Source organism: Streptomyces sp. NPDC014764, assembly GCF_043082785.1.
GTDB lineage: Bacteria > Actinomycetota > Actinomycetes > Streptomycetales > Streptomycetaceae > Streptomyces > Streptomyces althioticus.
This window is the reverse complement of sequence record NZ_JBIBXY010000001.1, coordinates 480,998-507,024: the sequence shown is the minus strand read 5'-3', so window position 1 is coordinate 507,024 and position 26,027 is coordinate 480,998. Positions and strand designations below refer to the sequence as shown.

At 72.2% G+C, this 26,027-nt stretch carries 23 protein-coding genes; 7 read left to right on the top strand and 16 right to left on the bottom strand.

All coding sequences use genetic code 11. The features are described from left to right. Positions 1-76: 76 nt before the first annotated feature. Positions 77-1,327 carry a lytic transglycosylase domain-containing protein gene (locus ACF1AG_RS02325; RefSeq protein WP_359603189.1) on the top strand — a complete coding sequence of 417 codons (1,251 nt, stop codon included), beginning with the start codon at positions 77-79 and terminating at the stop codon, positions 1,325-1,327. A 32-nt stretch (positions 1,328-1,359) separates the two neighbouring features. On the opposite strand, the gene ACF1AG_RS02320 is transcribed toward ACF1AG_RS02325, so the two are convergent. The 8 genes from ACF1AG_RS02320 to ACF1AG_RS02285 all read right to left on the bottom strand — a co-directional run bounded on the left by ACF1AG_RS02320 (position 1,360) and on the right by ACF1AG_RS02285 (position 12,017). Next, positions 1,360-3,156 carry a pyridoxal phosphate-dependent aminotransferase gene (locus ACF1AG_RS02320; protein ID WP_391809209.1) on the bottom strand — a complete coding sequence of 599 codons (1,797 nt, stop codon included), beginning with the start codon at positions 3,154-3,156 and terminating at the stop codon, positions 1,360-1,362. A gap of 246 nt (positions 3,157-3,402) precedes the next feature. Then, the gene (locus ACF1AG_RS02315; RefSeq protein WP_391809208.1) at positions 3,403-4,557 is read right to left on the bottom strand and encodes an aldose epimerase family protein; all 1,155 of its coding nucleotides are present in this window, start codon (positions 4,555-4,557) and stop codon (positions 3,403-3,405) included. A 55-nt stretch (positions 4,558-4,612) separates the two neighbouring features. Next, positions 4,613-5,857 (bottom strand): multiple monosaccharide ABC transporter permease, encoded by a 1,245-nt coding sequence (mmsB, locus tag ACF1AG_RS02310; protein WP_359603195.1) that lies wholly within the window; start codon positions 5,855-5,857, stop codon positions 4,613-4,615. After that, positions 5,854-7,404: a multiple monosaccharide ABC transporter ATP-binding protein gene (gene mmsA, locus ACF1AG_RS02305; RefSeq protein ID WP_359603197.1), complete on the bottom strand. Its 1,551-nt coding sequence runs from the start codon at positions 7,402-7,404 to the stop codon at positions 5,854-5,856. Before mmsA ends, mmsB begins: the two co-directional genes overlap by 4 nt. A 32-nt stretch (positions 7,405-7,436) precedes the next feature. After that, positions 7,437-8,549, bottom strand: a complete 1,113-nt coding sequence (chvE, locus tag ACF1AG_RS02300; RefSeq protein ID WP_359603199.1) for a multiple monosaccharide ABC transporter substrate-binding protein — start codon at positions 8,547-8,549, stop codon at positions 7,437-7,439. Positions 8,550-8,731: 182 nt separating this feature from the next. Beyond that, positions 8,732-9,700: a hypothetical protein gene (locus ACF1AG_RS02295; protein WP_359603201.1), complete on the bottom strand. Its 969-nt coding sequence runs from the start codon at positions 9,698-9,700 to the stop codon at positions 8,732-8,734. Positions 9,701-9,849: 149 nt separating this feature from the next. Then, positions 9,850-10,854 (bottom strand): alcohol dehydrogenase catalytic domain-containing protein, encoded by a 1,005-nt coding sequence (locus ACF1AG_RS02290; RefSeq protein WP_359603203.1) that lies wholly within the window; start codon positions 10,852-10,854, stop codon positions 9,850-9,852. Continuing rightward, a complete protein-coding gene (locus tag ACF1AG_RS02285; RefSeq protein WP_359603205.1) occupies positions 10,851-12,017 on the bottom strand; it encodes a mandelate racemase/muconate lactonizing enzyme family protein in 1,167 nt (388 codons plus the stop codon). Before ACF1AG_RS02285 ends, ACF1AG_RS02290 begins: the two co-directional genes overlap by 4 nt. Positions 12,018-12,255: 238 nt before the next feature. On the opposite strand from ACF1AG_RS02285, the gene ACF1AG_RS02280 reads away from it, so the two are divergent. Beyond that, positions 12,256-13,059: a hypothetical protein gene (locus ACF1AG_RS02280; RefSeq protein WP_387794613.1), complete on the top strand. Its 804-nt coding sequence runs from the start codon at positions 12,256-12,258 to the stop codon at positions 13,057-13,059. Between the two features lie 367 nt (positions 13,060-13,426). On the opposite strand, the gene ACF1AG_RS02275 is transcribed toward ACF1AG_RS02280, so the two are convergent. Next, positions 13,427-13,876 carry a MarR family transcriptional regulator gene (locus ACF1AG_RS02275; RefSeq protein ID WP_359603209.1) on the bottom strand — a complete coding sequence of 150 codons (450 nt, stop codon included), beginning with the start codon at positions 13,874-13,876 and terminating at the stop codon, positions 13,427-13,429. 91 nt (positions 13,877-13,967) lie between these two features. Between ACF1AG_RS02275 and ACF1AG_RS02270 the strand changes: the two genes are divergently transcribed. Next, positions 13,968-14,990, top strand: a complete 1,023-nt coding sequence (locus tag ACF1AG_RS02270) for an NADP-dependent oxidoreductase (protein WP_391809207.1) — start codon at positions 13,968-13,970, stop codon at positions 14,988-14,990. A gap of 93 nt (positions 14,991-15,083) precedes the next feature. Here the strand turns inward: ACF1AG_RS02270 and ACF1AG_RS02265 are convergent, their stop codons facing one another. Further along, a complete protein-coding gene (locus tag ACF1AG_RS02265) occupies positions 15,084-15,698 on the bottom strand; it encodes an XRE family transcriptional regulator (protein WP_359745225.1) in 615 nt (204 codons plus the stop codon). Between the two features lie 149 nt (positions 15,699-15,847). Here ACF1AG_RS02265 and ACF1AG_RS02260 point away from each other — a divergent pair, with 149 nt between their 5' ends. The 3 genes from ACF1AG_RS02260 to ACF1AG_RS02250 all read left to right on the top strand — a co-directional run bounded on the left by ACF1AG_RS02260 (position 15,848) and on the right by ACF1AG_RS02250 (position 18,982). Next, positions 15,848-17,446, top strand: a complete 1,599-nt coding sequence (locus ACF1AG_RS02260) for an MFS transporter (RefSeq protein ID WP_387794614.1) — start codon at positions 15,848-15,850, stop codon at positions 17,444-17,446. 127 nt (positions 17,447-17,573) lie between these two features. Then, entirely contained in the window at positions 17,574-18,371 is a 798-nt protein-coding gene (locus ACF1AG_RS02255; protein WP_359603215.1) for an EI24 domain-containing protein, read from the top strand. After that, a complete protein-coding gene (locus ACF1AG_RS02250; RefSeq protein WP_359603217.1) occupies positions 18,368-18,982 on the top strand; it encodes a LysE family transporter in 615 nt (204 codons plus the stop codon). Before ACF1AG_RS02255 ends, ACF1AG_RS02250 begins: the two co-directional genes overlap by 4 nt. On the opposite strand, the gene ACF1AG_RS02245 is transcribed toward ACF1AG_RS02250, so the two are convergent. The 3 genes from ACF1AG_RS02245 to ACF1AG_RS02235 form a co-directional block, all read right to left on the bottom strand. Next, complete coding sequence (locus ACF1AG_RS02245) at positions 18,954-20,216, bottom strand: pyroglutamyl peptidase (RefSeq protein ID WP_391809206.1); 1,263 nt, start codon at positions 20,214-20,216, stop codon at positions 18,954-18,956. The two genes, ACF1AG_RS02250 and ACF1AG_RS02245, sit on opposite strands and share 29 nt — an antisense overlap. 301 nt (positions 20,217-20,517) lie before the next feature. Continuing rightward, entirely contained in the window at positions 20,518-21,489 is a 972-nt protein-coding gene (locus ACF1AG_RS02240) for an aldose epimerase family protein (RefSeq protein WP_359603434.1), read from the bottom strand. A gap of 15 nt (positions 21,490-21,504) precedes the next feature. After that, entirely contained in the window at positions 21,505-22,404 is a 900-nt protein-coding gene (locus tag ACF1AG_RS02235) for an SGNH/GDSL hydrolase family protein (RefSeq protein WP_391809205.1), read from the bottom strand. Positions 22,405-22,678: 274 nt separating this feature from the next. Here ACF1AG_RS02235 and ACF1AG_RS02230 point away from each other — a divergent pair, with 274 nt between their 5' ends. After that, positions 22,679-23,173 (top strand): DUF3145 domain-containing protein, encoded by a 495-nt coding sequence (locus ACF1AG_RS02230; RefSeq protein ID WP_359603430.1) that lies wholly within the window; start codon positions 22,679-22,681, stop codon positions 23,171-23,173. A gap of 113 nt (positions 23,174-23,286) precedes the next feature. Here ACF1AG_RS02230 and ACF1AG_RS02225 read toward each other — a convergent pair whose 3' ends face one another. The 3 genes from ACF1AG_RS02225 to ACF1AG_RS02215 form a co-directional block, all read right to left on the bottom strand. Then, complete coding sequence (locus ACF1AG_RS02225) at positions 23,287-24,558, bottom strand: beta-ketoacyl-[acyl-carrier-protein] synthase family protein (RefSeq protein WP_359603428.1); 1,272 nt, start codon at positions 24,556-24,558, stop codon at positions 23,287-23,289. A 104-nt stretch (positions 24,559-24,662) separates the two neighbouring features. Further along, a complete protein-coding gene (locus tag ACF1AG_RS02220; RefSeq protein WP_004931691.1) occupies positions 24,663-24,911 on the bottom strand; it encodes an acyl carrier protein in 249 nt (82 codons plus the stop codon). A gap of 80 nt (positions 24,912-24,991) precedes the next feature. After that, the gene (locus ACF1AG_RS02215) at positions 24,992-26,023 is read right to left on the bottom strand and encodes a ketoacyl-ACP synthase III (protein WP_359603426.1); all 1,032 of its coding nucleotides are present in this window, start codon (positions 26,021-26,023) and stop codon (positions 24,992-24,994) included. Between the last annotated feature and the right edge of the window lie 4 nt (positions 26,024-26,027).

Here is a 26,027-nt window from a genome sequence, read left to right as displayed (position 1 = left end):
CACCGCACGACCCGGCCCCGCCCGAACGACCCGCGGAGACACCGCACCGCATCCGGATCCGACAGGAGTGACGCCCATGTCCGTACGACGACCCCGTCGCCGGTACTCCGGCCGGGCCCGCAGGGGACTGCGTGCGAGTGCGCTCGCCGTGGCGGCCATGGCGGCCCTGACCGCTTCGCAGGGGCCCGCCCTCGTCCGGGACGGCATGAAGGCCAGGGCCGAACCGGCGGGCGACGGCGGCAGGCCGGCGCCCGTGGGCGACCCGTACGCGGAGCTCGCCCCGCCGGGTGACGGCTCGTACCACACCGAGCTTCCGCCCCTGCGCACCGCGAAGCCCGCGCCCGCCTCACCCGTGCTGCACCGGCAGGTCCGCGCCGAGTCGGGCATTCCGGCCACCGTACTGCGCGCCTACCGTGCCGCCGAGTCCTCGGTCGCCAGGACGGACCCCGGCTGCCGGCTGCCGTGGGAGCTGCTGGCCGCCATCGGCAAGGTCGAGTCCGGGCAGGCACGCGGCGGCGCGGTCGACGCGAACGGCACGACGCTCGGCCGCATCACCGGACCGCCCCTCGACGGACGGGGTTTCGCGCTGATCCGGGACACGGACGGGGGCGCCCACGACGGCGACACCGTCTACGACCGTGCGGTGGGCCCGATGCAGTTCCTGCCGTCCACCTGGGCCCGCTGGGGCACGGACGGCAACGGCGACGGCCGCGCCGACCCGAACAACATCTTCGACGCGGCGCTGGCGGCCGGCCACTACCTGTGCTTCGGCGACCGGGACCTGCGCCGCCCGGCGGACCTGGACCGGGCGGTCCTGAGCTACAACCACTCCCGCTCCTACCTGAGCCTGGTCCGGTACTGGCTGGCGTTCTACAGCCGCGGGGTGCACGCCGTGCCCGACGGGAAGGGCGTCGTCCCCCGCAGCCCCGGCGCGGGCGGCGACACCCCGGCGACCGAACCGGTCGACGGCGGCAGCGGGGGCGGCGGTGGCGGAGGCGTGGTCGTCGGGCCCCAGCCCAGCCCCTCCGGCGGCACGGGGCCGTCCCCGCGTCCTTCCCCGTCCGTCCCGGGCAGCCCGGACCCCACGTCGCCGTCCCCCGGGCCCAGCACGTCCCCGACCCCCTCGCCGACGGGCCCCCCGACGAGCCAGGAGCCCACGGAACCGCCCGACGAGTCCCCGACCGGGAGCGCCGAGCCCTCACCGGACCCGACCACCTCGGCCCCCTGTTCCCCGGAGCCGACCGCTCCCGACCCGGGGCCCACGGCCTCACCGTCCGGCACCGGTGACCCCTGCCCGACCCCGACGGAGACCTCGGCAGGGCAGTGAGGGAAGCCGACGCGGGTGCCCGGCCGGGTGTCTCAGCCCGCCGCCTGTCCCATCCCCGCCGCGTCGGGCCAGCTCTGCGCCCCCGGCCAGCCCGTCGCCGGGGCCATGGACAGCCCGTCCGTGCCCCGCACCTGGGCGGCCGTCAGCCCGCCGCGCGCCGGGACGCCGGGCGGGGTCGGCCCGGTGGCGGGCGGGACCTGCATCGCCGCGGGCACGGGCGTCGGTGCGGGTGCGGGCGTCGGTGCGGGTGCGGGCGCTGGCGCGGGTGCCGCGAAGGCGGCCGCCGGGGCGAGGAGCGGCGCGGCCGGGGCGGGCTGCGGGGCCGGCTCCGGGTACGCCGCCGGCTGCGGGAGCTGCTGCGGCTGTGGCTGGGGCACCGGGACCGGCTGGGGCACCGGGACCGGCTGGGGTACGGGAACCGGCTGCGGCACGGACTGAGGGGCGGGCTGAGGCACGGGCTGCGGCCGGGGCGCCTCCTGCGGCACGGGCTGGGGCTCCGGCTGCGGCAGCCCCGCCGCGGCCGGCACCGGCATCCCGCCGCCCGGGCCCACCGCGGGGGCGGACGCGGCGGCGGGGAGCGGCATGCCGGCGCCGGCGGCCTGTGCGAGGCCGCGCGTCCCGGCCCCGTTGGTCTGGCTCACCAGGCGGTCCACCGCCGCCGTGCCCGAGCTGTAGGCGGTCCCTGTGGCCTGCTCGGACACGGCGGCTCCCCTCCTGGACGTCCCGTAGAGCACCTGTTCCAGGCCGGTCACCAGGCGACGGACGTCGACCTGGGGGCGCACCACGAGACGCAGGAAGCGGCTGGACGAGCCGATCTTGTTGCCGCACTCACGCACCAGGATCCGGTGCTCGGTGAGCAGCCGGTCCCGTACCACGGTCCCCTCGGCGCCGACGGGCAGGCGCACGAAGAGGAAGTTGCCCTGTGAGGGGTAGACCGTGAGGCCGGGCAGCGAGGAGAGCTGGCCGGACATGTCCATCCGGTCGCGGCGCACCTGGTGCAGGCTCTGCGCGTACTCGGCCCCGTGCTCCTTCAGCATGAACACCACGTGTTCGGCGAAGGAGTTGAGGTTCCACTTGGGCAGCATGGCGCGCACCCGCCCGGCGAGCGCCGGGTTGGCGACCAGATAGCCGAAGCGGATGCCGTGCAGGCCGAAGTTCTTGCCGAGGCTGCGCAGCACGATGACGTTGGGGCGCAGCATCGCCTCCTGCACCACGCTCGGCTCGTTCTCGGCGTCGGCGAACTCCAGGAACGACTCGTCGATCACCACGAGGTCCAGGTCGGCCATGGCGTCCATGAACTGCACGACCGCGTGCTTGTGCAGGAAGCCGCCGTCGGGGTTGTTCGGGTTGCAGATGACGGCGACCCTGGTGCCGCGGGCGCGGATGAACTCGGCGTACTGCGCGAGGTCCAGGGCGAAGCCGCTGGACTCCTGGAGGGGGAACATGTCGACCCGCTTGCCGGTCTCCATCGGCTGGTCGGTCCAGCGGCCGAACGTCGGCACGGGCACGGCGAGCGACTCGCGCACCAGCAGATGGTCGATCCAGGTGATGAGTTCCGTCGAGCCGTTGCCCATCGCCACGCACTGCGGCGGCAGCCGCAGGAGGCTGCACAGCTCGGCGGTGATGGTGTCCGCGCTGCTCGGGTAGTACGTGATGATGTCGCGCAGCCGGGCCGCCATCTCCTCGAACATGGCGGGGGTGGGGAAGTACGGGTTGCAGGGAATGCAGAAGTCCACCGGTCCGGCCCCGTCGCTCTCCCTCGTCAGCGCCGCCATCGACGGGCTGTGCGCCGCGGTGCTGCGGAACAACGAGGTGACGTTGTCGGGCAAGGGAACCTCCGTGTGCGGCGGGCCCGCCGGGGACGTGACGGGCCCGTCATGCCTGGGTGGCCCGCGCGGGGGAGCACGGGCCACCCAGGAGTACGGAGCGATGCGGGGCGCCGTTCAGCACGTGTGAGGAAAATGTGAGGACGCCCTGTGAGTGCGCTCACACCGGAACCCCTCACACCGTGAGACCCGCACCGCAGCCCTCACACCCGCAGCCCTCACACCGCAGCGCTCACACCGGCGCGCGGCTCACGTCCCGAAGGTGTGCACGGTCGTCGTCCGGTACGTCTCGCCCGGCCGCAGCACGGTCGAGGGGAACGCCGGCTGGTTCGGGGAGTCCGGGAAGTGCTGGGTCTCCAGGCACAGCCCGTCCCCCTGCCGGTACACCCGGCCGCCGCTGCCGACGAGCGTGCCGTCGAGGAAGTTGCCGGAGTAGAACTGCAGGCCCGGCTCGTTCGTCGCGATGCGCAGGGTGCGCCCCGAGGCCGGGTCACGCAGGGTCGCCGCGTGCTCCGGGCGGGAGGTGATGCCCTTGTCCAGCACCCAGTTGTGGTCGAAGCCCTGCCCGTACAGCAGTTGCTGGTGGGCGGTGCGGATGTCCCGGCCGACCGGCTTGGCGCGCCGGAAGTCGAACGGGGTGCCCGCGACCTTCGCCAGCTCACCGGTGGGGATCAGGCCCGCGTCGACCGGCGTGTAACGGGAGGCGGCGATCGACAGCTCGTGGTCCGTGATGCCGCCGCTGCCCTCACCGGCCAGGTTCCAGTAGACGTGGCTGGTGAGGTTGACGACCGTGGGCCGGTCGGTGACGGCCTCGTAGTCGACGCGCCAGTCGCCGTGCCGGGTGAGGGTGTACGTCACCTTGGCGCGCAGGGTGCCCGGGTAGCCCATCTCCCCGTCGGCGGACGTGTAGTACAGGTGCAGGCCCACGTCGGAACCGCGGGTGAACGGCTCGACGTCCCAGACCCGCTTGTCGAAGCCCTGCTCGCCGCCGTGCAGGCTGTTGTCGCCGTCGTTGACGGAGAGCTGGTACCGGGTGCCGTCGAGGGTGAAGGTCCCCTCGCCGATGCGGTTGCCGTACCGGCCGATCAGCGCCCCGAAGTACGGGCTGGAGGCGACGTACTCCTCCAGGGTGCGCAGGCCGAGGGAGATGTTGGCGTACCGGCCGCGCCGGTCGGGGACCTCCAGCGAGTGGACGATGCCGCCGTAGGAGAGGACCCCCATCCGGGTGCCGCCGTTCTCCAGCGTCCAGCGGTCCACCCGGGTGCCGTCGGCGAGCCTGCCGAACGGCTTCCGGACCGGCCTGCCCCCGCCCTTGGACGAGGCGTGCGCCGTCCCGCCCCAGGCCGTGGTGGCCACTCCGGCCGCGGCGGCTCCCGCGATGACCGTGCGTCTGTTCAGTTCCATCAGTGCGGCTCCCTAGAGGGAAAGGGCCCCGCCGCGCGGCGGGGCCCGGGCTGACTTACGAACCGACCTTGCGCTTGTTCCACACGTCGAAGCCGACCGCGGCCAGCAGGGCGAGGCCCTTGATGACCTGCTGCCAGTCGGTGCCGACGCTGAGGAGGTTCATGCCGTTGTTCAGCACGCCGAGGACGAGACCGCCGATGATGGCGCCCAGCACGGTGCCGACACCGCCGCTCATGGAGGCCCCGCCGATGAACGCCGAGGCGATCGCCTCGAGTTCGAAGTTGAGGCCCGCCTTCGGCGAGGCCGCGTTCAGCCGGGCGGCGACCACCAGACCGGCCAGGGCCGCGAGCATGCCCATGTTGAGGAAGACGGCGAAGGTGACCTTCTTGTCCTTCACGCCGGACAGCTTGGCCGCCGGCAGGTTGCCGCCGATGGCGTAGATGTGGCGGCCGAAGACGGCGTTGCGCATCACGTAGCTGTAGCCGACCACCAGCACGCCCAGGACCAGCAGCACGATCGGGGTGCCCTTGTAGCTGGCGAGCAGCAGGGTGACCGTGAGGATCGCAGCGGTCACCGCGACCAGCTTCAGCAGGAACAGGTTGCGCGGCAGCACGTCCAGCGAGAACGACTTCTGCCGCCTGCGGTCGCGGACCTCCTGGAGGAGCACGGCCGCGATCAGCACGAAGCCCAGCAGCAGCGTGAGGTTGTGGTAGTTGGTCTCCGGGCCGATCTCCGGGAGGAAGCCGTTGCCGATCTTCTGCTCGCCCTCGGGGAACGGGCCGAGGGTCTGGCCCTCCAGATAGATCTCCGTCAGACCGCGGAAGATCAGCATGCCCGCGAGGGTGACGATGAACGACGGTATGCCGCCGTACGCGATGAAGAACCCTTGCACGGCTCCGGAGACCGCGCCGATGGCCAGGCACAGTGCCACGGCCAGCGGCCAGGGCATGTCGTTCTTGACCATGAGCACGGCGGCCAGGGCGCCGACGAACGCGGTCAGCGATCCCACCGACAGGTCGATGTGGCCGGCGATGATGACCAGCATCATGCCGATCGCGAGGATCAGGATGTGGCTGTTCTGCAGCACCAGGTTGGAGACGTTGCGGGGCAGCAGCAGGTCGCCGTCGGTCCACACCGCGAACAGCGTCACGATCAGGCCGAGGGCGATCAGCATGCCGTACTGCCGCATGTTGCGGCGCATGCCGGCCAGGACCAGCCCCCACAGTCCGCCGTTCCCGGCCCCGCCGCCCTTGCCGGACGGCGCCGGCGCCGGCGTCTTGGCGGTCACATCCGTGCTCATCGGGTTACCTCTTTGTCCTTCGTCATCTGACGCATCAGCGATTCCTGCGAGGCCTCGGACCGCGAGAACTCCCCGGTCAGCTGTCCGGCGGCCATGGTGTAGATGCGGTCGCACATGCCGAGCAGCTCCGGCAGCTCGGAGGAGATGAAGACCACCGCCTTGCCCTCGGCGGCCAGCCGGTCGATGACCGTGTAGATCTCGTACTTGGCGCCCACGTCGATGCCGCGGGTGGGCTCGTCGAGGATCAGCACGTCGGGGCCCGTGAAGATCCACTTGCTGAGGACGACCTTCTGCTGGTTGCCGCCCGACAGCTTGCCCACCGGCTCGAACACGGTCGGCGCCTTGATGTTCATGGAGGTGCGGAACGACTCGGCGACCTTCCGCTCCTCGTGCTCGTTGACCACACCGGCCCGCGCCACCTTGCCCAGCGCGCTCAGCGAGATGTTCCGGTTGATGGTGTCGATGAGGTTGAGCCCGTAGTGCTTGCGGTCCTCGGTGACGTACGCGATGCCGTGCCGCACCGCCTCGGCGACCGACTTCGTACGGATCTCCTTGCCGTCCTTGAGCACCGTGCCGCCCGCGTACCGGCCGTAGGAGCGCCCGAAGACGCTCATCGCGAGCTCCGTGCGGCCGGCGCCCATCAGCCCCGCGATGCCGACGATCTCTCCGCGTCGCACGTGCAGCGACACGTCGTCGACCACCTTGCGGTACTGGTCGATGGGGTGGTGCACGGTCCAGTTGCGGATCTCCAGGGCGGGGGCGGAGCCCTCCTCCGGCTCGTGCGGGGTGCGCTCCGGGAAGCGGTGCTCCAGGTCCCGGCCGACCATGCCGCTGATGATCCGGTCCTCGGTGGTCTCCGGCGCCTTCACGTCGAGCGTCTCGATGGTCCGCCCGTCGCGCAGGATGGTCACCGAGTCGGCGACCCGCCGGATCTCGTTGAGCTTGTGCGAGATGATGATCGAGGTGATGCCCTGCTTCTTCAGCTCCAGGATCAGGTCCAGGAGCTTGCCGCTGTCCTCGTCGTTCAGCGCCGCGGTCGGCTCGTCGAGGATCAGCAGCTTCACCCTCTTCGACAGCGCCTTCGCGATCTCCACCAGCTGCTGCTTGCCGACGCCGATGTCGGCGACCCGGGTCTCCGGGTGGTCGTCGAGCCCCACCCGGCGCAGCACCTCGGTGGCGTGCCGCAGCGTCTCGTTCCAGTTGATGAACCCGCGCGTGGCGTGTTCGTTGCCGAGGAAGATGTTCTCCGCGAGGGAGAGGAACGGCACCAGCGCCAGCTCCTGGTGGATGATGACGATGCCGCGCTGCTCGCTCGCCCGGATGTCCTTGAAGCGGCAGACCTCCCCCTCGAAGAGGATCTCGCCCTCGTAGGTGCCGTGGGGATGGACGCCGGAGAGCACCTTCATCAGGGTCGACTTGCCGGCGCCGTTCTCCCCGCAGACGGCGTGGACCTCGCCCTGCCGGACGGTCAGGTTGACGTCCGACAGCGCTTTGACGCCGGGAAAGGTCTTGACGATCGAGCGCATTTCCAGGACGGGTCCCGCCATGGTCGTGCCTTCCAATCCTTGAGGGGCGGCGGTTAGTTGAGGTCGCTTTCCTTGTAGTAGCCGGAGTCGACGAGGGCCTTCTTGTAGTTGTCCTTGTTCACGGCGACCGGCTCCAGCAGGTAGGCCGGCACCACCTTGGAGCCGTTGTCGTACGTCTTGGTGTCGTTGACCTCGGGCTTCTTGTCGTTGAGCAGGGCGTCCACCATGTCGGAGGCCACCTTCGCGAGCTGGCGGAGGTCCTTGTAGACGGTCATCGACTGCTGGCCCGAGATGATCGACTTCACCGAGGCGACCTCGGCGTCCTGGCCGGTGATGACGGGCAGCGGCTTGTTCGCGGTGCCGTAGCCGTCCGACTTCAGCGCGGACAGGATGCCGATGGAGATGCCGTCGTACGGGGAGAGCACCGCGTCGACCTTGGCGCTCTTGTACGACTTGGTGAGGATGTCGTCCATGCGCCGCTGGGCGGTGGCGCCGTCCCAGCGCAGCGTTGTGACCTGGGTCAGCTCGGTCTGGCCCGAGCGGACGACGAGCTGCTTCTTGTCGATGTAGGGCTGCAGCACGTTCATCGCGCCCTGGAAGAAGTAGCGGGTGTTGTTGTCGTCGTTGGAGCCCGCGAACAGCTCGATGTTGAACGGGCCCTTCTCGCTGCCGTCCGCCAGGCCCAGCTGCTCGGCGATGTAGCTGCCCTGGAGTTCGCCGACCTTCTCGTTGTCGAACGAGGCGTAGTAGTCGACGTTCTCGGTGCCGAGGATGAGGCGGTCGTAGGAGATGACCGGGATGTCGGCGTCGGCGGCCTGCTGGAGCACGTTGCCCAGGGACTTGTTGTCGATGGCCGCCACGATCAGGGCGTCCACGCCCTGCGTGATCATGTTCTCGATCTGCGACACCTGCTGGTCCGGCTCGTCCTCGCCGAACACCAGCTTGGTCTTGTAGCCCTTGTCCTCGAGGTTCTTCACGACGTTGTCGCCGTCGGCGATCCAGCGCTCGGAGGACTTGGTCGGCATCGCGATGCCGATGGTGGCTCCCTCGGAACCGTCCTTGTTCTCCTCGCTGCCGCCCTCGCCGCTCTGGCCGCAGGCGGTCAGGGAGAGGGCGAGGGCGACGGCGGTGGCCGTGGCGGCGAATGCGGCTCTGCGGTTACGCATGATGATCTTCCTTGATCGTCGGGCGGGTCGAGCTGGGCGGTGACTCGGTTCGAGTCGTGGTGCGGTGCGCGAAGCGGTGCCGTGATGTGCGGCTGAGGAGGCGTCACCCCCGGAGCCCGGCAGCGGGTGTGTGGGATTGTGCGCGGCTGTGTCCACTTGTGTGAAGCTGAGTTTCCGGAACGTTATGACGGGATGTCGAACCTGCGCAGGTCGCCCGGCAGCCGCGAACCGAGCGGCGCCATACCGCCGTCGGCGCCGTGCCGCGCCAGCAGGTCCAGCGCCAGCCGGCCGCGCCGCACCCGCTCCTTCGCCGTGGACAGCGCGACCTCCCGCAGGTGGTGGCCGTACGGGTAGATGCCGGGCGCCTTGGCCAGCCCGAACTTCAGGTACACCGGGGCGCCGCGCCGGATCAGCTCGGCGACCTCGTACATCCGCACATAACCGCCCAGGTCGTCGGGCGCCTCGATGTACATGTCCATCGGGGCCGCCGACACCCGCCGGATCTCCGTGAGATGGGCGAGCGTCAGGTCACTGGGCACGTTGACGGAGTCCGCGCCGAGGTGCTCGTGCACCGCGAACGACGCCGGGTTGACCGGCCCGACGAGCGCCGACACCTTCAGCGTGGTGTCCGCCGGGAGGATGCCCGCCGTCCGTGCCCGGTGCAGCGTCCACAGCACGCCCTCGTCGGCCACCAGCAGGCACTTCACGCCCAGTTCGGTGGCGCGCACCGCGTCCTCGACGCAGCCGGCCACCGCGTCGTGGCCACGGGCGCGCAGCCCGGCGCCGTGCGAGTCGGTGCGGGTGGAGCCGCCGATGTCCCAGGTGCCGCGCGGGCCGGTGAACAGGCAGAGTTCGATGTCCCGTTCGGCGGTCGCCTCGACCATCTCGGTGATCTCGGCGTCGGTCAGCATCCACACGCCGCTGCCCTGGCTGATCCGGTGCACCGGCACGTCGAGGCGGGAGGTTTCCTTCAGCACCACCGCCAGCGCCTCGGGCCCCTCGCACGAGGGGACCTCGGTGCGCCAGCGGCCGCCGCCGGGGAAGGAGTGCGGTGAGGCGTCGGCGGGGTCGAGGGCGGGCGCGCCCAGGCCGAGCGCGGTGAGCGCCTGCTCACCGGGCCTGCGGGGCGCCGTGGCGGAAGCGTCGGTCACAGGGTGTCCTTCGGTGTTCGATATGTCGGACGAGGTTCGCGGTCCGCGGCACGGGCCGGCCGGGTCCGGGGTGGAACGTCGGAGCGTGTGTTCGGGTCGGGGACGCGCCGGTACGAGGGCCGTCGGCTCGTCCTCGTACCGGCGCGGGCTCAGGGACGCAGCAGGACCTTGCCCACCTTCGGATCGCCGGAGCCCACCAGCTCGATGGCGTCCGGGAACTCGGCGAGCGGCAGTTCATGGGTGACCAGCGGCAGCGGGTCGAGCAGTCCGGCGCCGAACATCCGCACCGTGTGCGCCCAGGCGTCAGGCGGCGCGCCGAACACGGTGTGCACCTCCAGCTGCCGCACCACCAGGTCGGTCGGGTCCAGCCCGTCCGCGCCCGGCGCCGGGATGCCGGTGAGCACCAGCCGGCCGCCACGCCTCAGCAGCCCGGCCGCGGTACGGGCCGCGTCGGCGGACCCGGCCGTCTCGATCACCACGTCCACGTCGTCCGGCAGCGGCCGGTCCTTGGTGCGGAAGTCGGTGGCCCCGAACCGCCGGGACAGCGCCTCGCGGTCGTCCCGGGTGCCCACCACCAGCAGCTCGGCGGGCGAGGCGGCCGCGAGGAACTGCACCGCGAACATCCCCAGCGTGCCGGTGCCGACCACCGCGACCCGCTCGCCCGGCACCGCGCGTGCCTTCAGCGCGGCGGCGGCGATGCACGCGGCCGGCTCCAGCAGCGCCGCCGCGGTGAGGTCGGCGCCGTCCGGCAGGGGGTGCAGCAGCCGGGCGGGCAGGGTCAGCGTGGTGGCCATGGCGCCGGGCTCCGTGAACCCGGTCTCCTCGTAGCCCGCCGTGCACAGCGTGGTCTCCCCGGCGTGACAGCGGTCGCACACCTGGCAGTTGCGGAAACCCTCGCCGACCACCTTGCGCCCGACCAGGCCCGCGGGCACCCCGGCCCCGACGGCGGCGACGGTTCCGGACCACTCGTGGCCCGGGGTGAGCGGGTAACGGACGTACCCTTCGGGCCTGTTGCCCTGGTACACCTCGCGGTCACTGCCGCAGATGCCGACCGCGTGGACGCGCACCAGCGCCTCTCCGGGGCCGGGCTCGCGGGGCCCGTGCGGGACCAGACGGTGGGTGCCGGGCGCCTCGACGACGACGGCGGTGCTCACTGTCCCGTGCCCTTCGGCTTGCGCTGCTCCCAGCCCTCGGCCCACAGGTCGAACCGGGCCTGCTGCTGCGGGAACTCGGCGGCCGCGTCCACGTCCAGCTCGACGCCGAGACCGGGCGCGTCGGAGAGGTGGAAGCAGCCGTCCTCCGGGTCGACCACGGGAGCGCCCTTGACCACCTTCTTGATCTCCGCGTCCGCGAAGTCGTTGAAGTGCTCCAGGATCTTGAAGTTCGGGGCGGTGAAGCCGACCTGGAGGGACGCGGCGGTGAGCACCGGGCCGCCGACGTTGTGCGGGGCGATCAGCGTGTAGTGGGTCTCCGCGGTCGCCGCGAGCTTGCGGGTCTCCCAGATGCCGCCGATGTGGCCGACGTCGGGCTGGATGATGTCGGCCGCCTGGCTCTCGAACAGCTCGCGGAACTCGATGCGGTCGTGGATGCGTTCACCGGTCGCGACCGGCATGTCCACCTTCGCGGCGACCTTCTCCAGTGCCTTGAGGTTCTCCGGCGGCACCGGCTCCTCCAGCCAAGCGGGCCGGAAGGGCGCCAGCTCGTGCGCGAGACGGACGGCGGTGGCGGGGGAGAAACGGCCGTGCATCTCCAGCATCAGCTCGGCCTCGGGCCCGATCGCGTCCCGCACCGCCTCGATCAGGGAGACGGCGTACAGGGTGTCCTGGTGGTCGAGTTCGAAGTGGCCCGTGCCGAAGGGGTCGATCTTCAGCGCCCGGTACCCGCGCTCCATGACCGCGCGCGCCGCCTTGTGGTACGCCTCCGGGGTGCGCTCGGTGGTGTACCAGCCGTTGGCGTACGCCTTCACCTTGTCGGTGACCTTGCCGCCGAGCAGCTGCCAGACGGGGACGCCGAGCGCCTTGCCCTTGATGTCCCAGCAGGCCATCTCGACGACCGCGATGCCGGACATCACGATCTCCCCCGCGCGGCCGTAGTCGCCGTACTTCATGCGGCGGACCAGGTCCTCGACGGCGAACGGGTCGGAGCCGAGAACGTGGTTGGCCTCGGCCTCCTTCAGATAGCCCAGGAGGGCGTCGGTGTGGCCGAGCATCCTGGTCTCGCCGACCCCGGTGATCCCCTCGTCGGTGTGCACCTGGACGTACGTCAGGTTGCGCCACGGCGTCCCGACCACGTGTGTGCTGATTCCGGTGATGCGCACGGCAGTTGGCCCCTCGCTGCGGTGATGGACTGGCATGGATGCGGCGGATCGACGCGTTCGATATTTCGTCACACGTTCGAAATGCTGGCGAGACAGTAAGGACGGTCCGGCGGGGGTGTCAATGGGTCGCGCACATAAGGGTTTCTCCGGTTTCGAAACCATTGCGCAAGGGTCCGCACCAAACCTTCACAGCAAGCCCTAGGAACCGGACCGGACCGGAACCTAATCTTCCCGCGTCATGGACTTTTGCCACCCCTGCCGACGGCACCTCAACGGCGCCCTGGCCTGCCCCGGTTGCGGCACGCCCGTCGAGACGCTGCGCGCCCAGCAGGCCGCCGCGCCCGGGGGCAACGCGCCCGTGAGGGCCGACGCGGGCGACGGGTACGACGACGGCGGTGACGGCGGCCGGGACGACGAGGACCCCGACCCGCACGAGGGGGCGGCGGCGGACGCCCCGCCCCGCGGCCGGCGCGCGGACCGGCGCCGGGGCAGGCGGCCGGAGGGCGAGGACGAGGGCGCCGGGCAGAGCCGCCGGGACCGCAAGGCGGCCGCCCACCGCCGCCGTCGCAACCGGACCCTGCTGATCGTCGCCGGTTTCGTCCTCGCGGCCGGCGGACTGAGCCTCGCGGAACTGGGCCTGGACGCGCCCGGCTCGGACAATCGTCCCGCCGTGGCGGGCGACGAGTCGGTCGACGGCGGGGCGGACGAGGTCGAGCCCAGCGGGTCGGCGAGCGGAAGCGCCCCGCGTCCGGGGGAGCCCGGGACGTCCCCCAGCCCCGGTGCGTCGGGCTCCGTCTCGGCCTCCGCGTCCTCCCCCGAGGGCGAGGAGTCGGAGGAGGCGGACAAGGAGTCGGCGTCGGCGACGGCCTCCTCGGCCCCCGCCGAGACCTCCACGGCCGAGGACCCGACCCCGGAACAGCCCCCGGAGGGCGAGGACCCCCCGGACACGGACACCCCCGACCCGGACCCCACGACGGACGAGCCCGAGCCGGAACCCGAACCGACCAAGACGTGCAAGAAGTTCCTCTGGTGGTGCACCTGAGCATGGGCCACGAGGGCCCGGCCGATCCGATCCGGGCCGGCCGGTGACCGGGCGTCGGTGCTCGCTCGGTGACGGCCCGGCGGCCTGGGTGCCTCGGTGGCCGATCCGGCCTCGTGGTGCTGGTGGCAGCCGTTGAAGCCCTGCCCGGAGAGTCTCAGGCGTACGGAGGGCGACCGGCCGACGGCCGTCGCCCACCGGCTTCTCCTCCGGCGCGTGCAGCGGGCGACGGGGGAGTCGGCCCAGGCCGGTGCGGTCCCAGTGGCGGCAGCACCCGAGGCCCGGTCGGCACGGCAGCCGTCCCCGCCACAGCCGTGACCGGGAACGCCCGTGCGCGGCACCGGCGACGCCGCCGGGCGGCGCGCCCCGCCTAGCCGCCCTCGACCTCCAGCATCCGCCGCAGCGCGTCCCGCAGCGCGACCCGCTCCGGGTCGGACAGTCCCGCCAGCGGCGCGCGGGCGAACCGCAGGGACTCCCGGAGGCCGCGCGCCACCCGCCGCCCCTCGTCCGTCGCCGCCGCCAGCTTCACGCGCCGGTCCCCCGGGTCGGGGCGGCGCTCCACCAGACCGCGGGCCTCCAGCCGGTCCACGATGCCCGTGACGTTCGACGGCTCGCACTTCAGCCGCTGCGCCAGCCTCCGCATCGGCAGCGGCTCCAGGCTGAGCAGACTCAGCAGCTTCGCCTGCGCGCCGGTCAGCGCGTGCTCGGCGGCGGCCTCCTCGTACTCCTCGTGGTAGCGCGCCACGACCGCGCCGATCAGCTCGACGACCTCCAGGGTGAGATCGTCGGGGCGGCTGGGTGTGGTGCGGGGTGTGGCCATGCCCACCAGGGTACCCATGTACTTGACAGTCTGAAATGTTCAGCCGCATGGTTGTTTCAGGTACTGAAGTATTCGAGGAAAGGTCCTCTTCATGTCCGTCACCCCCACGCCCCCCGCCACCGCACGCGAATGGCAGCTGGCCAGCCGGCCGGTCGGCTGGCCCAAGCCGGAGGACTTCGCGTTCGTCGAGGCGGAGGTCCGCACCCCGGGCGAGGGTCAGGTGCTGGTGCGCAACGAGTACCTCTCCGTCGACCCGTACATGCGCGGCCGCATGAGCGCCGCCAAGTCCTACGTCGCCCCCTACGAGCTGGGCAAGGCCATGCAGGGCGGCGCCGTCGGCGAGGTCGTCGCGTCGAACGCCGAGGGGATCTCCGTCGGCGACCACGTCCTGCACTTCCTCGGCTGGCGTGAGTACGCCGTCGTGGACGCGAAGACCGCCGTCAAGGTGGACCCCGAGGCCGCGCCCCTGTCGGCGTACCTGGGCGTGCTCGGCATGACCGGCCTCACCGCCTACGCGGGCCTGCTGCGCACCGCCTCGTTCAAGGAGGGCGACTCCGTCTTCGTGTCCGGCGCGGCCGGCGCCGTCGGCAGCCAGGTCGGCCAGATCGCCAAGCTCAAGAGCGCCTCCCGGGTGATCGGCTCCGCCGGCTCCGACGAGAAGGTCAAGCTCCTCACCGAGGAGTACGGCTTCGACGCCGCGTTCAACTACAAGAACGGCCCCGTGAGCGAGCAGCTGCGCGCCGCCGCCCCCGACGGCGTCGACGTGTACTTCGACAACGTGGGCGGCGACCACCTGGAGGCGGCCATCGGCTCCCTGAACCGGGACGGCCGCATCGCCATCTGCGGCGCGATCTCCGTCTACAACAACACCGAGCCCGCGCCCGGCCCGAAGAACCTCGCCCGCCTCATCCAGACCCGCGGCCGTATCGAGGGTTTCCTCGTCGGCGACCACTACGACCTGCAGCCGCAGTTCGTGGAGGAGGTCGGCGCCTGGATCCGCTCCGGCGAGCTGAAGTACCGCGAGACGGTCGTCGAGGGCATCGAGAACAACCTGGACGCCTTCCTCGGCGTCCTGCGCGGCGACAACACCGGGAAGATGATCGTCAAGCTCTGACGCAGGGCTCCCCGGAGCCACGGAACCGCACCCGGCCGCACGATCCGTGCCGCCGGGTGCGGTCGTTCTCGTGCGGGCGCGTACGGGCGGCCCCTACGCGCCCCGCCGCCCGGCGCCCCCGGCGCCCTCGCCCTCCGTGCCGTCCCCGGTGTCCCGCTGGTGACCGCGGCGGGCGTCGCGGTCGAAGATGCCGAGGATCTCGCAGGGGCCGCCCTCCGCCCCGATCGCGTGCGGGGTCATGGTGGGGAACTCGGCCGCCTGGTTGGTCCCGACGCGGTACCGGCGGTGCCCGAGCATCAGGACCGCGGTGCCGGAGAGCACCACCAGCCACTCCCGGCCGGGGTGGGCACGCATCCGGGCGGGGTTGTCGGGCGGGGGAGCGGTCAGCCGCTGACGCACCACGCTCATCCCGGGGTCGCCCTTCACGGGCCAGCGCATCAGGCCGTGGGCGCCGTCGACCATCGGGCTGACGACCACGTCGTCGTCGGCGTTCTCCACCAGCTGGTCCAGGGTGGTGTCCAGGGCCCGGGCGAGGACGACGAGCTGGTCCAGGGCGAGCCGGCGCTGCCCGTTCTCGATCCGGCTCAGCGAGGACTGGCTCAGGTTCGCCCGGGTCGCGAGCTCCTCCAGGGACCACCCCTGCGCGACCCGCAGCGCACGGATCCTCTTGCGTACGAGGCCGTCCAGCCCGCCATCTTCTTGCGTCATGAGCAACATCGTATGCCTCCGCCGCAATACAGGCCTAGCGTCGCGGGGCAGAGCGGGGCGGTGGTCCACGAGGCCGCCGCCCCGCCCGCCCCCTTCGGCGGCCGGGGCTGTCCCGGCGCCGATCCCGCACGCCGTTTTCGGAGGAGACCATGAGCAGTGACCAGCCCACCCCGGCGGCGGAGGCGCCACCGAGCCGCACCGGGACGCCGGACGCGCGACAGCTGCGCGCGGTGCTGACCGCCGTGTCGGTCGCGCTGATGGCCGTCGTCGCCTCGGTGTCCGGCCTGAACGTCGCCCAGACCCACATGGCCGTCGAGTGGGGCGCCTCCCAGACGACCGTGCTGTGGATCGTCAACGTCTACACCCTCGCCCTGGCCGCCCTGCTGCTGCCGCTCGGCGCGGTCGGCGACCGCCTGGGCCGCAAACCCGTGCTGATCGCGGGGCTGGTCCTGTTCGGCACGGCCGGTGTGGTGGCCGCGTTCGCGCCGTCGCCCGCCGTGATGATCGGCGCCCGGGTGGCCGCGGGCACCGGCGCCGCGATGATCATGCCGATCACCCTGGCCGTGATCACCTCCACGTTCCCGGAGAAGGAACGCGGCAGGGCGATCGGCGTGTGGACCGGCGTCGCCGGAGGCGGCGGCATCCTCGGCATGTTCCTCTCCGCGCTCCTCGTGGACGTCGCGGACTGGCGGTGGCTGTTCGCGCTGCCCGTCGCACTGGCGGCCGCGGCGCTGGTGGCGACCGTGAGGTCGGTGCCCGACTCCCGCGAGCGGCCCGCCTCCTCCTTCGACACGGCAGGCGCGCTGCTGTCCACCGTCGCCGTCGTCGGCCTGATCTTCGTCCTCCAGGAAGGACCGGAGCGCGGCTGGACCGCCCCCGCGACGCTCACCGGTCTCGTGGCCGGACTGGCCGCCGCCGTCGCCTTCGTGGCCTGGGAGCTGCGCCGCCGTGACGCGTCGCTGCTGGACGTGCGCCTCTTCCGCGAGCGCGGCCTGGCCGGCGGCTCCCTCACGCTGCTCGTCGTGTTCGGGGTCCAGGCCGGCGTCGCCGTCGTCCTCTTCCCGTTCTTCCAGGCCGTGCTGGGCTGGTCGGGCCTGCTGTCCACGGCGGCGATGATGCCCATGGCCGTCACCATGATGGCGACGTCCGGACTGGCACCGAGAGCGGCAGCAGCGATCGGCGCCCGCGCCACCATGACGGCCGGCATCGCCCTGTCCGCCCTCGGCCTCGCGCTGATGGCCCTGTTCGTCTCCGTCGACGGCGGCTACCTGTCCGTGCTGCCCGGCACGCTCGCCATGGGCGCGGGCATGGGCCTGTCGATGACGCCCTCCACCGAGGCGATCACCGCCTCCCTGCCCCGCGACCGGCAGGGCGTCGCCTCGGCCCTCAACGACATCACCCGGGAGTTCGGCACCGCGCTGGGCGTCGCGCTGCTCGGCGCGCTCGTGGCCGGCGGCTACCGCGCCGCCGTCGACGACCGGCTCGACGGCGTCCCCCCGGAGGCCGCGGACACCGCGCGGGAGGGGATCGCCAACGCCGTCGAGGTGGCCCCGAGCACCGGCGGCCACGCCCACGACCTGGTGCGCGCCGCGCAGGAGTCCTTCGTGGAGGGCTGGCAGCGGGCCATGTGGGCGGGCGTCGCCGTCATGGCCGTCCTGCTGGTCCACATCGCCCTGCGCGGGCCGGAGGGCGCGCACCGGGCCGCCTCGGACGAGGAGGGGGCCGCCGAGGCCGCCGTCGCCCGGTGACGAAGGGGGCCGGGCCGGCCGTGACGCCCGCCCGGCCGGCGTCGTTGCGTACGGCGTGGGCCGCATCCTGGGACGTGGGGTGCGGCCCTCGCCCGTCACCCGTCCGGGCGCCCGCTACAGTCCTCCCATGCGCGATCTCGGGGCAGGATTCCGGTACTTGCTGAAGGGCCAGAAGTGGGTCGGCCGGCACGGCAGGCAGTACGGCTTCGGGCTGCTGCCCGGACTGATCACCCTGGTGCTGTACGCGGCCGCCCTGATCGCCCTCGCCCTGTGGGGCGCGGACCTGGTCGGCTGGGCGACGCCGTTCGCCGACGACTGGGCCGACCCCTGGGCGGGCCTGTTCCGCGGCTTCCTCACCGCCGTGCTGTTCGCGCTCGGCCTGCTGCTGAGCGTGCTCACCTTCACCGCCGTGACCCTGCTCGTCGGGCAGCCGTTCTACGAGAGCCTCTCCGAGAAGGTCGACCGGGACGTCTCGCCCGACGGCACCGCGCCCGAGTCGGACCTGCCGCTCTGGCGCGAGCTGTGGATCTCCGGCCGCGACAGCCTCCGCATCCTCGCGCGCGCGGCCGTGTGGGCGGTGCTGCTGTTCGCGCTCGGGTTCATCCCGGTGGCCGGGCAGACCGTCGTGCCGGTGATCGGCTTCTTCGTCACCGGGTTTTTCCTCACCGAGGAGCTCACCGCCGTCGCGCTCCAGCGCCGCGGCGTGGAGCTGCGTGAGCGCCTCACCCTGCTGCGGTCCCGCAAGACCCTCGTGTGGGGCTTCGGCACCCCGCTCGCGGTGGCGTTCCTCGTGCCGTTCGTCGCGGTGTTCCTGATGCCCGGCGCCGTCGCCGGGGCCACCCTCATGGCCCGGGACCTCCTCGGCGAGGAGACCAAGGGCGACGACAGCGCCGCCGAGCCCGAGGAGGAGGGCGTCGACGCGTGACCGAGGTCCTCGCCGTCGCCCTCATCACCGTCCTCGCGGTGATCGCCCCGGGCGCCGACTTCGCCATGGTGGTCCGGGGCAGTTACCTGTACGGCCGTCGCACCGGGCTGCTCGGCGCCGCCGGGGTGGCCGCCGGGGTCCTGGTGCACGTCACCTACACGATGCTCGGCGTGGGGCTGCTGATCGCCTCCTCGGCCTTCCTCTTCACGGTCGTCAAACTGACCGGCGCGGCCTACCTCGTGTACATCGGCGTACGCACCTTCCGCACCCGCGCCGAGGTCACCGTCGACCTGGAGCACCGCACCGGTCAGACCCCGCTCGCCGCGCTGCGCACCGGCTTCCTGACCAACGTCCTCAACCCCAAGACGACGCTCTTCGTCGTCTCGACGTTCGCGCAGGTCGTCGGCCCCGGCACTCCGCTCCTCCAGCAGGCGGGCTACGGCCTGTTCATGTCGCTGGCCCACCTGCTGTGGTTCGCCGCCGTCGCGCTGTTCTTCTCCCACGACCGGATGCGCGGCCTCATGCTGCGCGGCCAGCGCGTCCTCAACAAGGTGATCGGGACCGCGCTGGCCGGCCTCGGCGTCAGCCTCGCGCTCGCTCCGACGCACTGACCGCGACGGCCACGATCGCGCGCACCTGGGCGACGATGTCCAGCCGGTTCCGCACGAACTGCGGGTCGGTGACCTCGGTGGTGTTGCCGGCGCCGAACTCCAGCACAGGCGTGTGCACATGCCCGCCCGGCAGCGTGTCGTGCAGCCCCAGCCGGTCGCGCAGCAGCGTCGCCCGGTAGGCGATCTCGTTGGACAGGTAGTCACCGCCGCCCCCGGCACGTGCCGTGGAGCCGGGCGTCGGCCCGTCCGGCCGCTCCACGGGCTCCGTCCCGCCCGCCGGGACCTCCGTCACGGCGGTGTTGTCGTACACCGGGAACCGGCCGGTGTCCGCCGCGACGATCGCCGCGTACGGCAGCGTCGTCGACGTCCACTGCGGCTGCGAGGCCGGGTCGGACACCGGGACGATCTCGGGCCGCCCGGTGTTCTCGTTGTCCCCGAAGCCGCCCCGCCAGGCGCCGTTGGTGCGCTCGACGTCGATACGGCCCACCCGGCCCTGGCTCACCGTGGTGAACAGGTCGACCTCCGGCAGGTGCGGCCGCAGCGCCCGCTCCACCGTGCCGTCGGTGAAGTCCCGCCAGCGCACCGGGAACACGGCCGTCTCGACACGCGCCGGGCCGCTCGCCGTCTCGATCACCGTGCCGTCCAGGGCCAGCGCGACCGCCCCCGACGGGTTGGAGATACGGATGTCCCGGTCCAGCGTGAACGGGTCGAAGCCGGTCACCAGCACCCGCTTCAGACCCTTGCCGTGCGGGTACCTGATCGCGGTCTGCCCGCGCGAAGTCTGCTCCAGCGTGTCGATCAGCCGCGCCCGCCGCTCCGCGTCCAGCCCGAACCGGGGCTCCCAGCCGCGCAGTTCACGCGTCATGCCGAGGCGCGCCCAGTACAGCGGCCGGTCGTCGTCCCGGCTCAGGTCGCCGCCCGCCGGGCCCCTGCCCTGCACCCGGTCCACCGCTCTGCGCCACAGCGCGGAGCCCTCCCGCTCCACGACCCGCCGCGCCTCAGCGTACGAGCGGGCCCGGTCCAGGGCACGGGCGAAGGCCGGCGCGACCGTGTCGAAGCCGGAGCGCCGGAGTATCTCCTGCGGCGCGGTCCTGTCGAGGCGCGACTCCTCGACGGTGGGCGGCGCCGCGGAACCGGGGGCCGCCGGTTCCGCGGCGGTGGCGGTGACGGGCGAGGACAGGGCGGTCAGCAGGGCCAGACCGAGCACACCGATGCGCACACGGGGTGAGATCACAGGAGGGGGCCTTCCGTCGTCGTGGGGTACGGGTGGATGCCGGAAGGCCGCAGTATCGCGTGACCGAGGTGGATCACACCACGGTGCGAAGGACACCGTCCGGCCGGCGCGGGAACGCCCGTGGCCGAATGTGAAGGGTTCGTACGGGATTCCTCGCCCAGCCCGGATCCCCGGCCGCCGGAGCGAGTCAGCGGTTAACGTCGGGGTCCTGCGGGGTAGCCCATGTACAGCCCCGGCCCGGGACCCTGACCCCGGACCGGGGCTCATGTGTGTCCGGTCCCGCCCGGCCCGGGCCCGTCCGCTACCGCACGGAGAAGCCGTAGACGGTCTCCGAACGGAACACCTCGCCCGGCCGCAGCACCGTGCTCGGGAACTCCGGACGGTTCGGGGAGTCCGGGAAGTGCTGCGTCTCCAGCGCGATGCCCGCGCCCGGCTCGAACGGCTCCCCGATGTGGTCCGCCGTGTACACCTGCAGGCCCGGCTCCGTGGTGGCGACCGTCAGCACCCGGCCCGACGCGGGGTCGTACAGCTCGGCCACCTCCTCGGCGTCCGCCGTCACCCCCTTGTCCAGGACGAAGTTGTCGTCGTAGCCGCCGCCCGCCTTGCGCGCCTCGCGGAAGTCGTAGCGCGTGCCGGAGACGTCCGCGAGCTCGCCGGCCGGGATCAGATCGGCACCGGACGGCGTGTACCGGGACGCGGCCACCCGCAGCTCGTGACCGCGCGCGGTGCCGGAACCGGCCAGGTTCCAGTACGTGTGGTTCGTCAGGTTCACATGCGTGGGGGCGTCCGTCACCGCCTTGTACGCGATGTGCAGCGCGCCCCGCTCGTCCAGCGTGTAGGTCACCGTGACCCCCAGCCGGCCCGGGAAGCCCTCCTCGCCGTCCCCGGCGACCAGTGACAGCCGCAGCCCGTGCGCGACCTCGGTGACGTCCCAGACGCGCTTGTCGAAGCCCCGCTCACCGCCGTGCAGCGAGTTCGGCCCGTCGTTCGGCGCGAGGACGTGCTCCGTGCCGTCCAGGGTGAAGCGGGCGCCCCCGATCCGGTTGGCGTACCGTCCGATGAGGGCACCCAGGAAGGGGTCCGGGTGCGCGAGATAGCCGTCCAGGCCGTCGAACCCCAGCACCACGTTCCCGGTCCGCCCGTCCCGGTCCGGCACCTCGACGTCCTGCACGATCCCGCCGTACGACAGGATCCGCGCCCGTACGCCCGCCCGCTCCAGGGTCCAGCGGTGCACCGGCGTGCCGTCGGAAAGTGTGCCGATGAGTTCGTTCATGTGCGAAACAATAGGTCACGGGCCCGGAGCCGTGACCGCCCGGTAGGCGATCTCCGCCAGCTCGGCCTGACCGTCGACGCTCGGGTGGAACCAGTCCCAGCGGCTCAGCTGTGCCGTGCCGAACCGGTACGCGTACACCTCGCCGCCGTCGGTGCGGCAGCAGCGGTCCTTCGCGCACACCTCCCGCAGCACCTCGTTGTAGTCCTCCACGCGCTGCTGCACCGTCGCCCGCCGCTCGGTCGCCGCCGCGTCCGTGGCGTCCGCGTCGCCCAGCATCGACGGGCAGATCCCCAGCTTCCAGATCTGCTTGCCCAGCGCGCTGGTCCGCCCCTGCGACCACAGCCGCTTCAGGTCCGGCACGCTCGCCACGTACACCTGCGTCTTCGGCAGCGCCTCGCGCAGGGTGCGCATCGCCTCCTCGAAGTCCGCGCGGAACTCCTCCACCGGGGTCATCGCGGCCACACTCTGCCGGCAGGCGTCGTTCGCCCCCACCATCACCGCCACCAGCTCCGGCTCCCGCTTCACCGCGCGCGCCATCTGCCCCGGCAGGTCCTCCATCCGGGCGCCGGTCACCGCGTGATTCCAGCTCCGCCCGGCCGCCCCGGCCCGCCCCAGCAGCCGTACGGCCAGACTGTCGATCTCCTTGCTGTCACCCGTCGCCCACGACACCTCCGGACAGTCCGTCAGGACCGCGCAGGCGTCGAAGCCACGGGTGATGGAGTCGCCCACCGCGGCCACCGAGTCCGGGCGGGTGTCCCACAGCGGCGTCGGCCGGGCGGACGGCGTCCTCGACGCGGCCGCACCGGGATCGTCCCCGCCGCCCGCGTCGCAGCCCGCCACGCCGAACGCGACGGCCGCCACGGCGGCGAGCACGGCCCGCGCACGGCGTCCCCGCCTCCGCGTCGCCTGCACCATCCGCCGCCTCCCCGAGCGTCCCGCCACGTCCGTGCCGTCCCCCAACCCATAACAACGCACGGGAGTTCCCGCTCCTCCGGAGGGCCCGTCCGGAATGAACCCAGGCGCCCGCACAGACGTCCTGCCGGGTGAAAGGCACGACTTTCCCGCCCCCGGGACGGACGGTACGTCACACTCCTTGCCCCGTCGCACGGTAGCCTCGCCCTCAACGCGGCCCGCCGGGCCGTGGCCGTTCCGCCCGATCGAAGACGACCCGCTCAGCCCGGAGGTTCCGGTGACGACTCGTGGAGTTCTGTACGTGCACTCCGCGCCGCGCGCGCTGTGCCCGCACGTCGAGTGGGCCGTCGCCGGGGTGCTCGGCACGCGCGTCAGCCTGGACTGGATCCGCCAGCCGGCCACCCCCGGCACCTGGCGCTCGGAGTTCTCCTGGCAGGGTCAGGCCGGCACCGCCTCCAAGCTCGCCTCCGCGCTGCGCGGCTGGCAGATGCTGCGCTTCGAGGTCACCTCCGAGCCGTGCCCCACCGCCGAGGGCGAGCGCTACAGCTGCACCCCCGACCTCGGCATCTTCCACGCCGTCACCGGCATCCACGGCGACATCCTCGTCCCGGAGGACCGCCTGCGCGCCGCGCTGGTCCGCTCCCGCACGGAGGACACCGACCTGGAGTCGGAGATCGCCAAGCTCCTCGGCAAGCCCTGGGACGACGAACTCGAGCCGTTCCGCTACGCAGGAGAAGGCGCCCCGGTCCGCTGGCTCCACCAGGTCGTATAGACACCGCTAGGAGTGGCGCCCCGAAGGGGCGCGGGGAACTGCGCGAAGGGCCGACAGCGGAAGGGGCTCACCTCCCAGAGGTGAGCCCCTTCCTGACATCGCCCCTGGGGCGGTCAGACCGTCCGGAACGCCAGCACCACGTTGTGCCCACCGAACCCGAACGAGTCGTTCAGCGCGGCGATCCGCCCGTCGACGGGCAGCTTCCGCGCCTCACCACGCACGACGTCCGCGTTGGCCTCCGCCTCGGGATCGAGGTTCTCCACGTTGATCGTCGGCGGAGCCACCCGGTGGTACAGCGCCAGCACGGTGGCGACGGACTCGACACCACCGGCGCCGCCCAGCAGATGACCGGTCATCGACTTCGTCGCGGACACCGCCATGTGGTCCGCGTCGTCCCCGAACACCTTGCGCAGCGCCTTCAGCTCGGCGATGTCACCGGCAGGCGTCGACGTCGCGTGCGCGTTGACGTGCACGATCTCCGCCGCGTCCAGGTCCGTGCGGTCCATCAGGTTCTGCAAGGCGTGCGTGATGCCCCGCCCCTCCGGCTCCGGCTGCACGATGTCGTGCGAGTCGGCCGAGATGCCCTGCCCGACCGCCTCCGCGTAGACACGGGCGCCGCGCGCGGCCGCGTGCTCGGCGGACTCCAGGACGATCACACCCGCGCCCTCGCCCATGACGAAGCCGTCCCGGGCGACGTCGTAGGGGCGCGAGGCGCCCTGCGGGTCGTCGTTGTTCTTGGACATCGCCATCATGTTGCCGAACGCGGCGATCGGCAGCGGGTGGATCGCCGCCTCCGTGCCGCCCGCGACGACCACGTCGGCGCGGCCGGTGCGGATCATCTCGATGGCGTAGCCGATGGCCTCCGCGCCCGAGGCGCACGCGGACACCGGGGTGTGCACGCCCGCGCGGGCGCCCACGGCCAGACCGACGTTCGCGGACGGGCCGTTCGGCATCAGCATGGGGACGGTGTGCGGGGAGACGCGGCGGACGCCCTTCTCCTTCAGCACGTCGTACTGGTCCAGCAGGGTCGTCACGCCGCCGATGCCGGAGGCGATCACCGCGCCCAGCCGGTCGGGGTCGACGCTGGGGTCCTCGCCGGCCTTGGCCTCGAAACCGGCGTCCGCCCAGGCCTCCTTGGCCGCCACCAGCGCGAACTGCGCCGAGCGGTCCAGGCGGCGGGCCTGCGGCCGGGGGATGACCTCGGTCGGCTCCACGGCCACCGGGGCCGCGATACGGACCGCCTGCTCGGCGGCCCACTCCTGCTCCAGGGACTTCACGCCGGAACGACCGGCGACGAGGCCCTCCCAGGTAGAGGCCGCGTCGCCACCCAGCGGTGTGGTTGCGCCGATACCGGTGACGACCACGGTGCGATTGGTCGAGCTCATCGGAATTCTTTCTCCAACGATTGACGAGGATGCGTACGGCGCCACCGCCGGGTGGCGGGACCGGGGAGCTCCCGGCCCTTGCGGGGCTCACGCCCCGCGCGTGCTCAGGCCTGGTGCTTGAGGATGTAGTCGGTCGCGTCGCCGACGGTCTTGAGGTTCTTGACGTCGTCGTCCGGGATCTTGACGTCGAAGCGCTCTTCGGCGGCGACGACGACCTCGACCATGGACAGCGAGTCGACGTCCAGGTCGTCGGTGAAGGACTTGTCCAGCTGGACGTCCTCAACCGGGATGCCGGCGATCTCGTTCACGATCTCCGCGAGACCGGCGACGATCTCTTCCTGAGTGGCGGCCATGGTGGCGCTCCTTCTTTGTGATTCCAGAGGGTGTGGCGGTGTTTCCTCCTGTACCGGATGCATGATCCGGCACGGAGTGCCTAGGGGAGGGTAACGACAGTCGCGGCGTACACGAGACCCGCCCCGAAGCCGATGACGAGCGCGGTGTCGCCGCTCTTCGCCTCGCCGGTCGCCAGGAGCCGCTCCATCGCGAGCGGGATCGAGGCGGCCGAGGTGTTGCCGGTGGTGCGGATGTCACGGGCGACCATGACGTGCTCCGGCAGTTTGAGGGTCTTCACCATCGAGTCGATGATCCGCACGTTGGCCTGGTGCGGGATGAAGACGTCCAGGTCGTCCGCGCTGATCCCGGCCGCGTCCAGCGCCTGCTGGGCGACCTTCGCCATCTCGAACACGGCCCAGCGGAACACCGCCTGGCCTTCCTGGGTGATGGCGGGGAACTTGATGTTGCCCTTGCTGTCCAGGGGCAGCTCGGAGACGTCACCGATGTGGAAGCGGTCCCAGGTGACGGTCTGCTTGATCGTCTCGGACTTGTCGCCCTCGGAGCCCCACACGGTCGGGCCGATGGCCGGTTCCTGCGAGGGGCCGACGACCACGGCGCCCGCGCCGTCACCGAACAGGAAGGCCGTCGCGCGGTCCTCCAGGTCGGTCAGGTCGCTCAACCGCTCCACGCCGATGACCAGGACGTACTCCGCGGAACCCTCGACGACCATGCCCTTGGCGAGGGTCAGGCCGTAGCCGAAGCCCGCGCAGCCGGCGGAGATGTCGAAGGCGGCGGCCTTGTCCGTGCCCAGCTTGTCGGCGATCTCGGTCGCGATGGCCGGGGTCTGCGCGAAGTGCGACACGGTCGACACGACGACGGCGCCGATCTGCGCGGCGTCGATCCCGGCGTCCGCGATGGCCTTGCCGGACGCCTCGATCGACATCGCGGCGACCGTCTCCTCCGGGGAGGCCCAGTGCCGGGTCTCGATCCCGGAGCGCGAGCGGATCCACTCGTCGGACGAGTCGATCGTCTCGAGGATCACCTCGTTCGGCACGACCCGGGTGGGGCGGTAGCCGCCCACGCCGAGGATGCGCGCGTACGGGGCGCCCTTGCTGGGCTTGATCTTCGCCATGCGG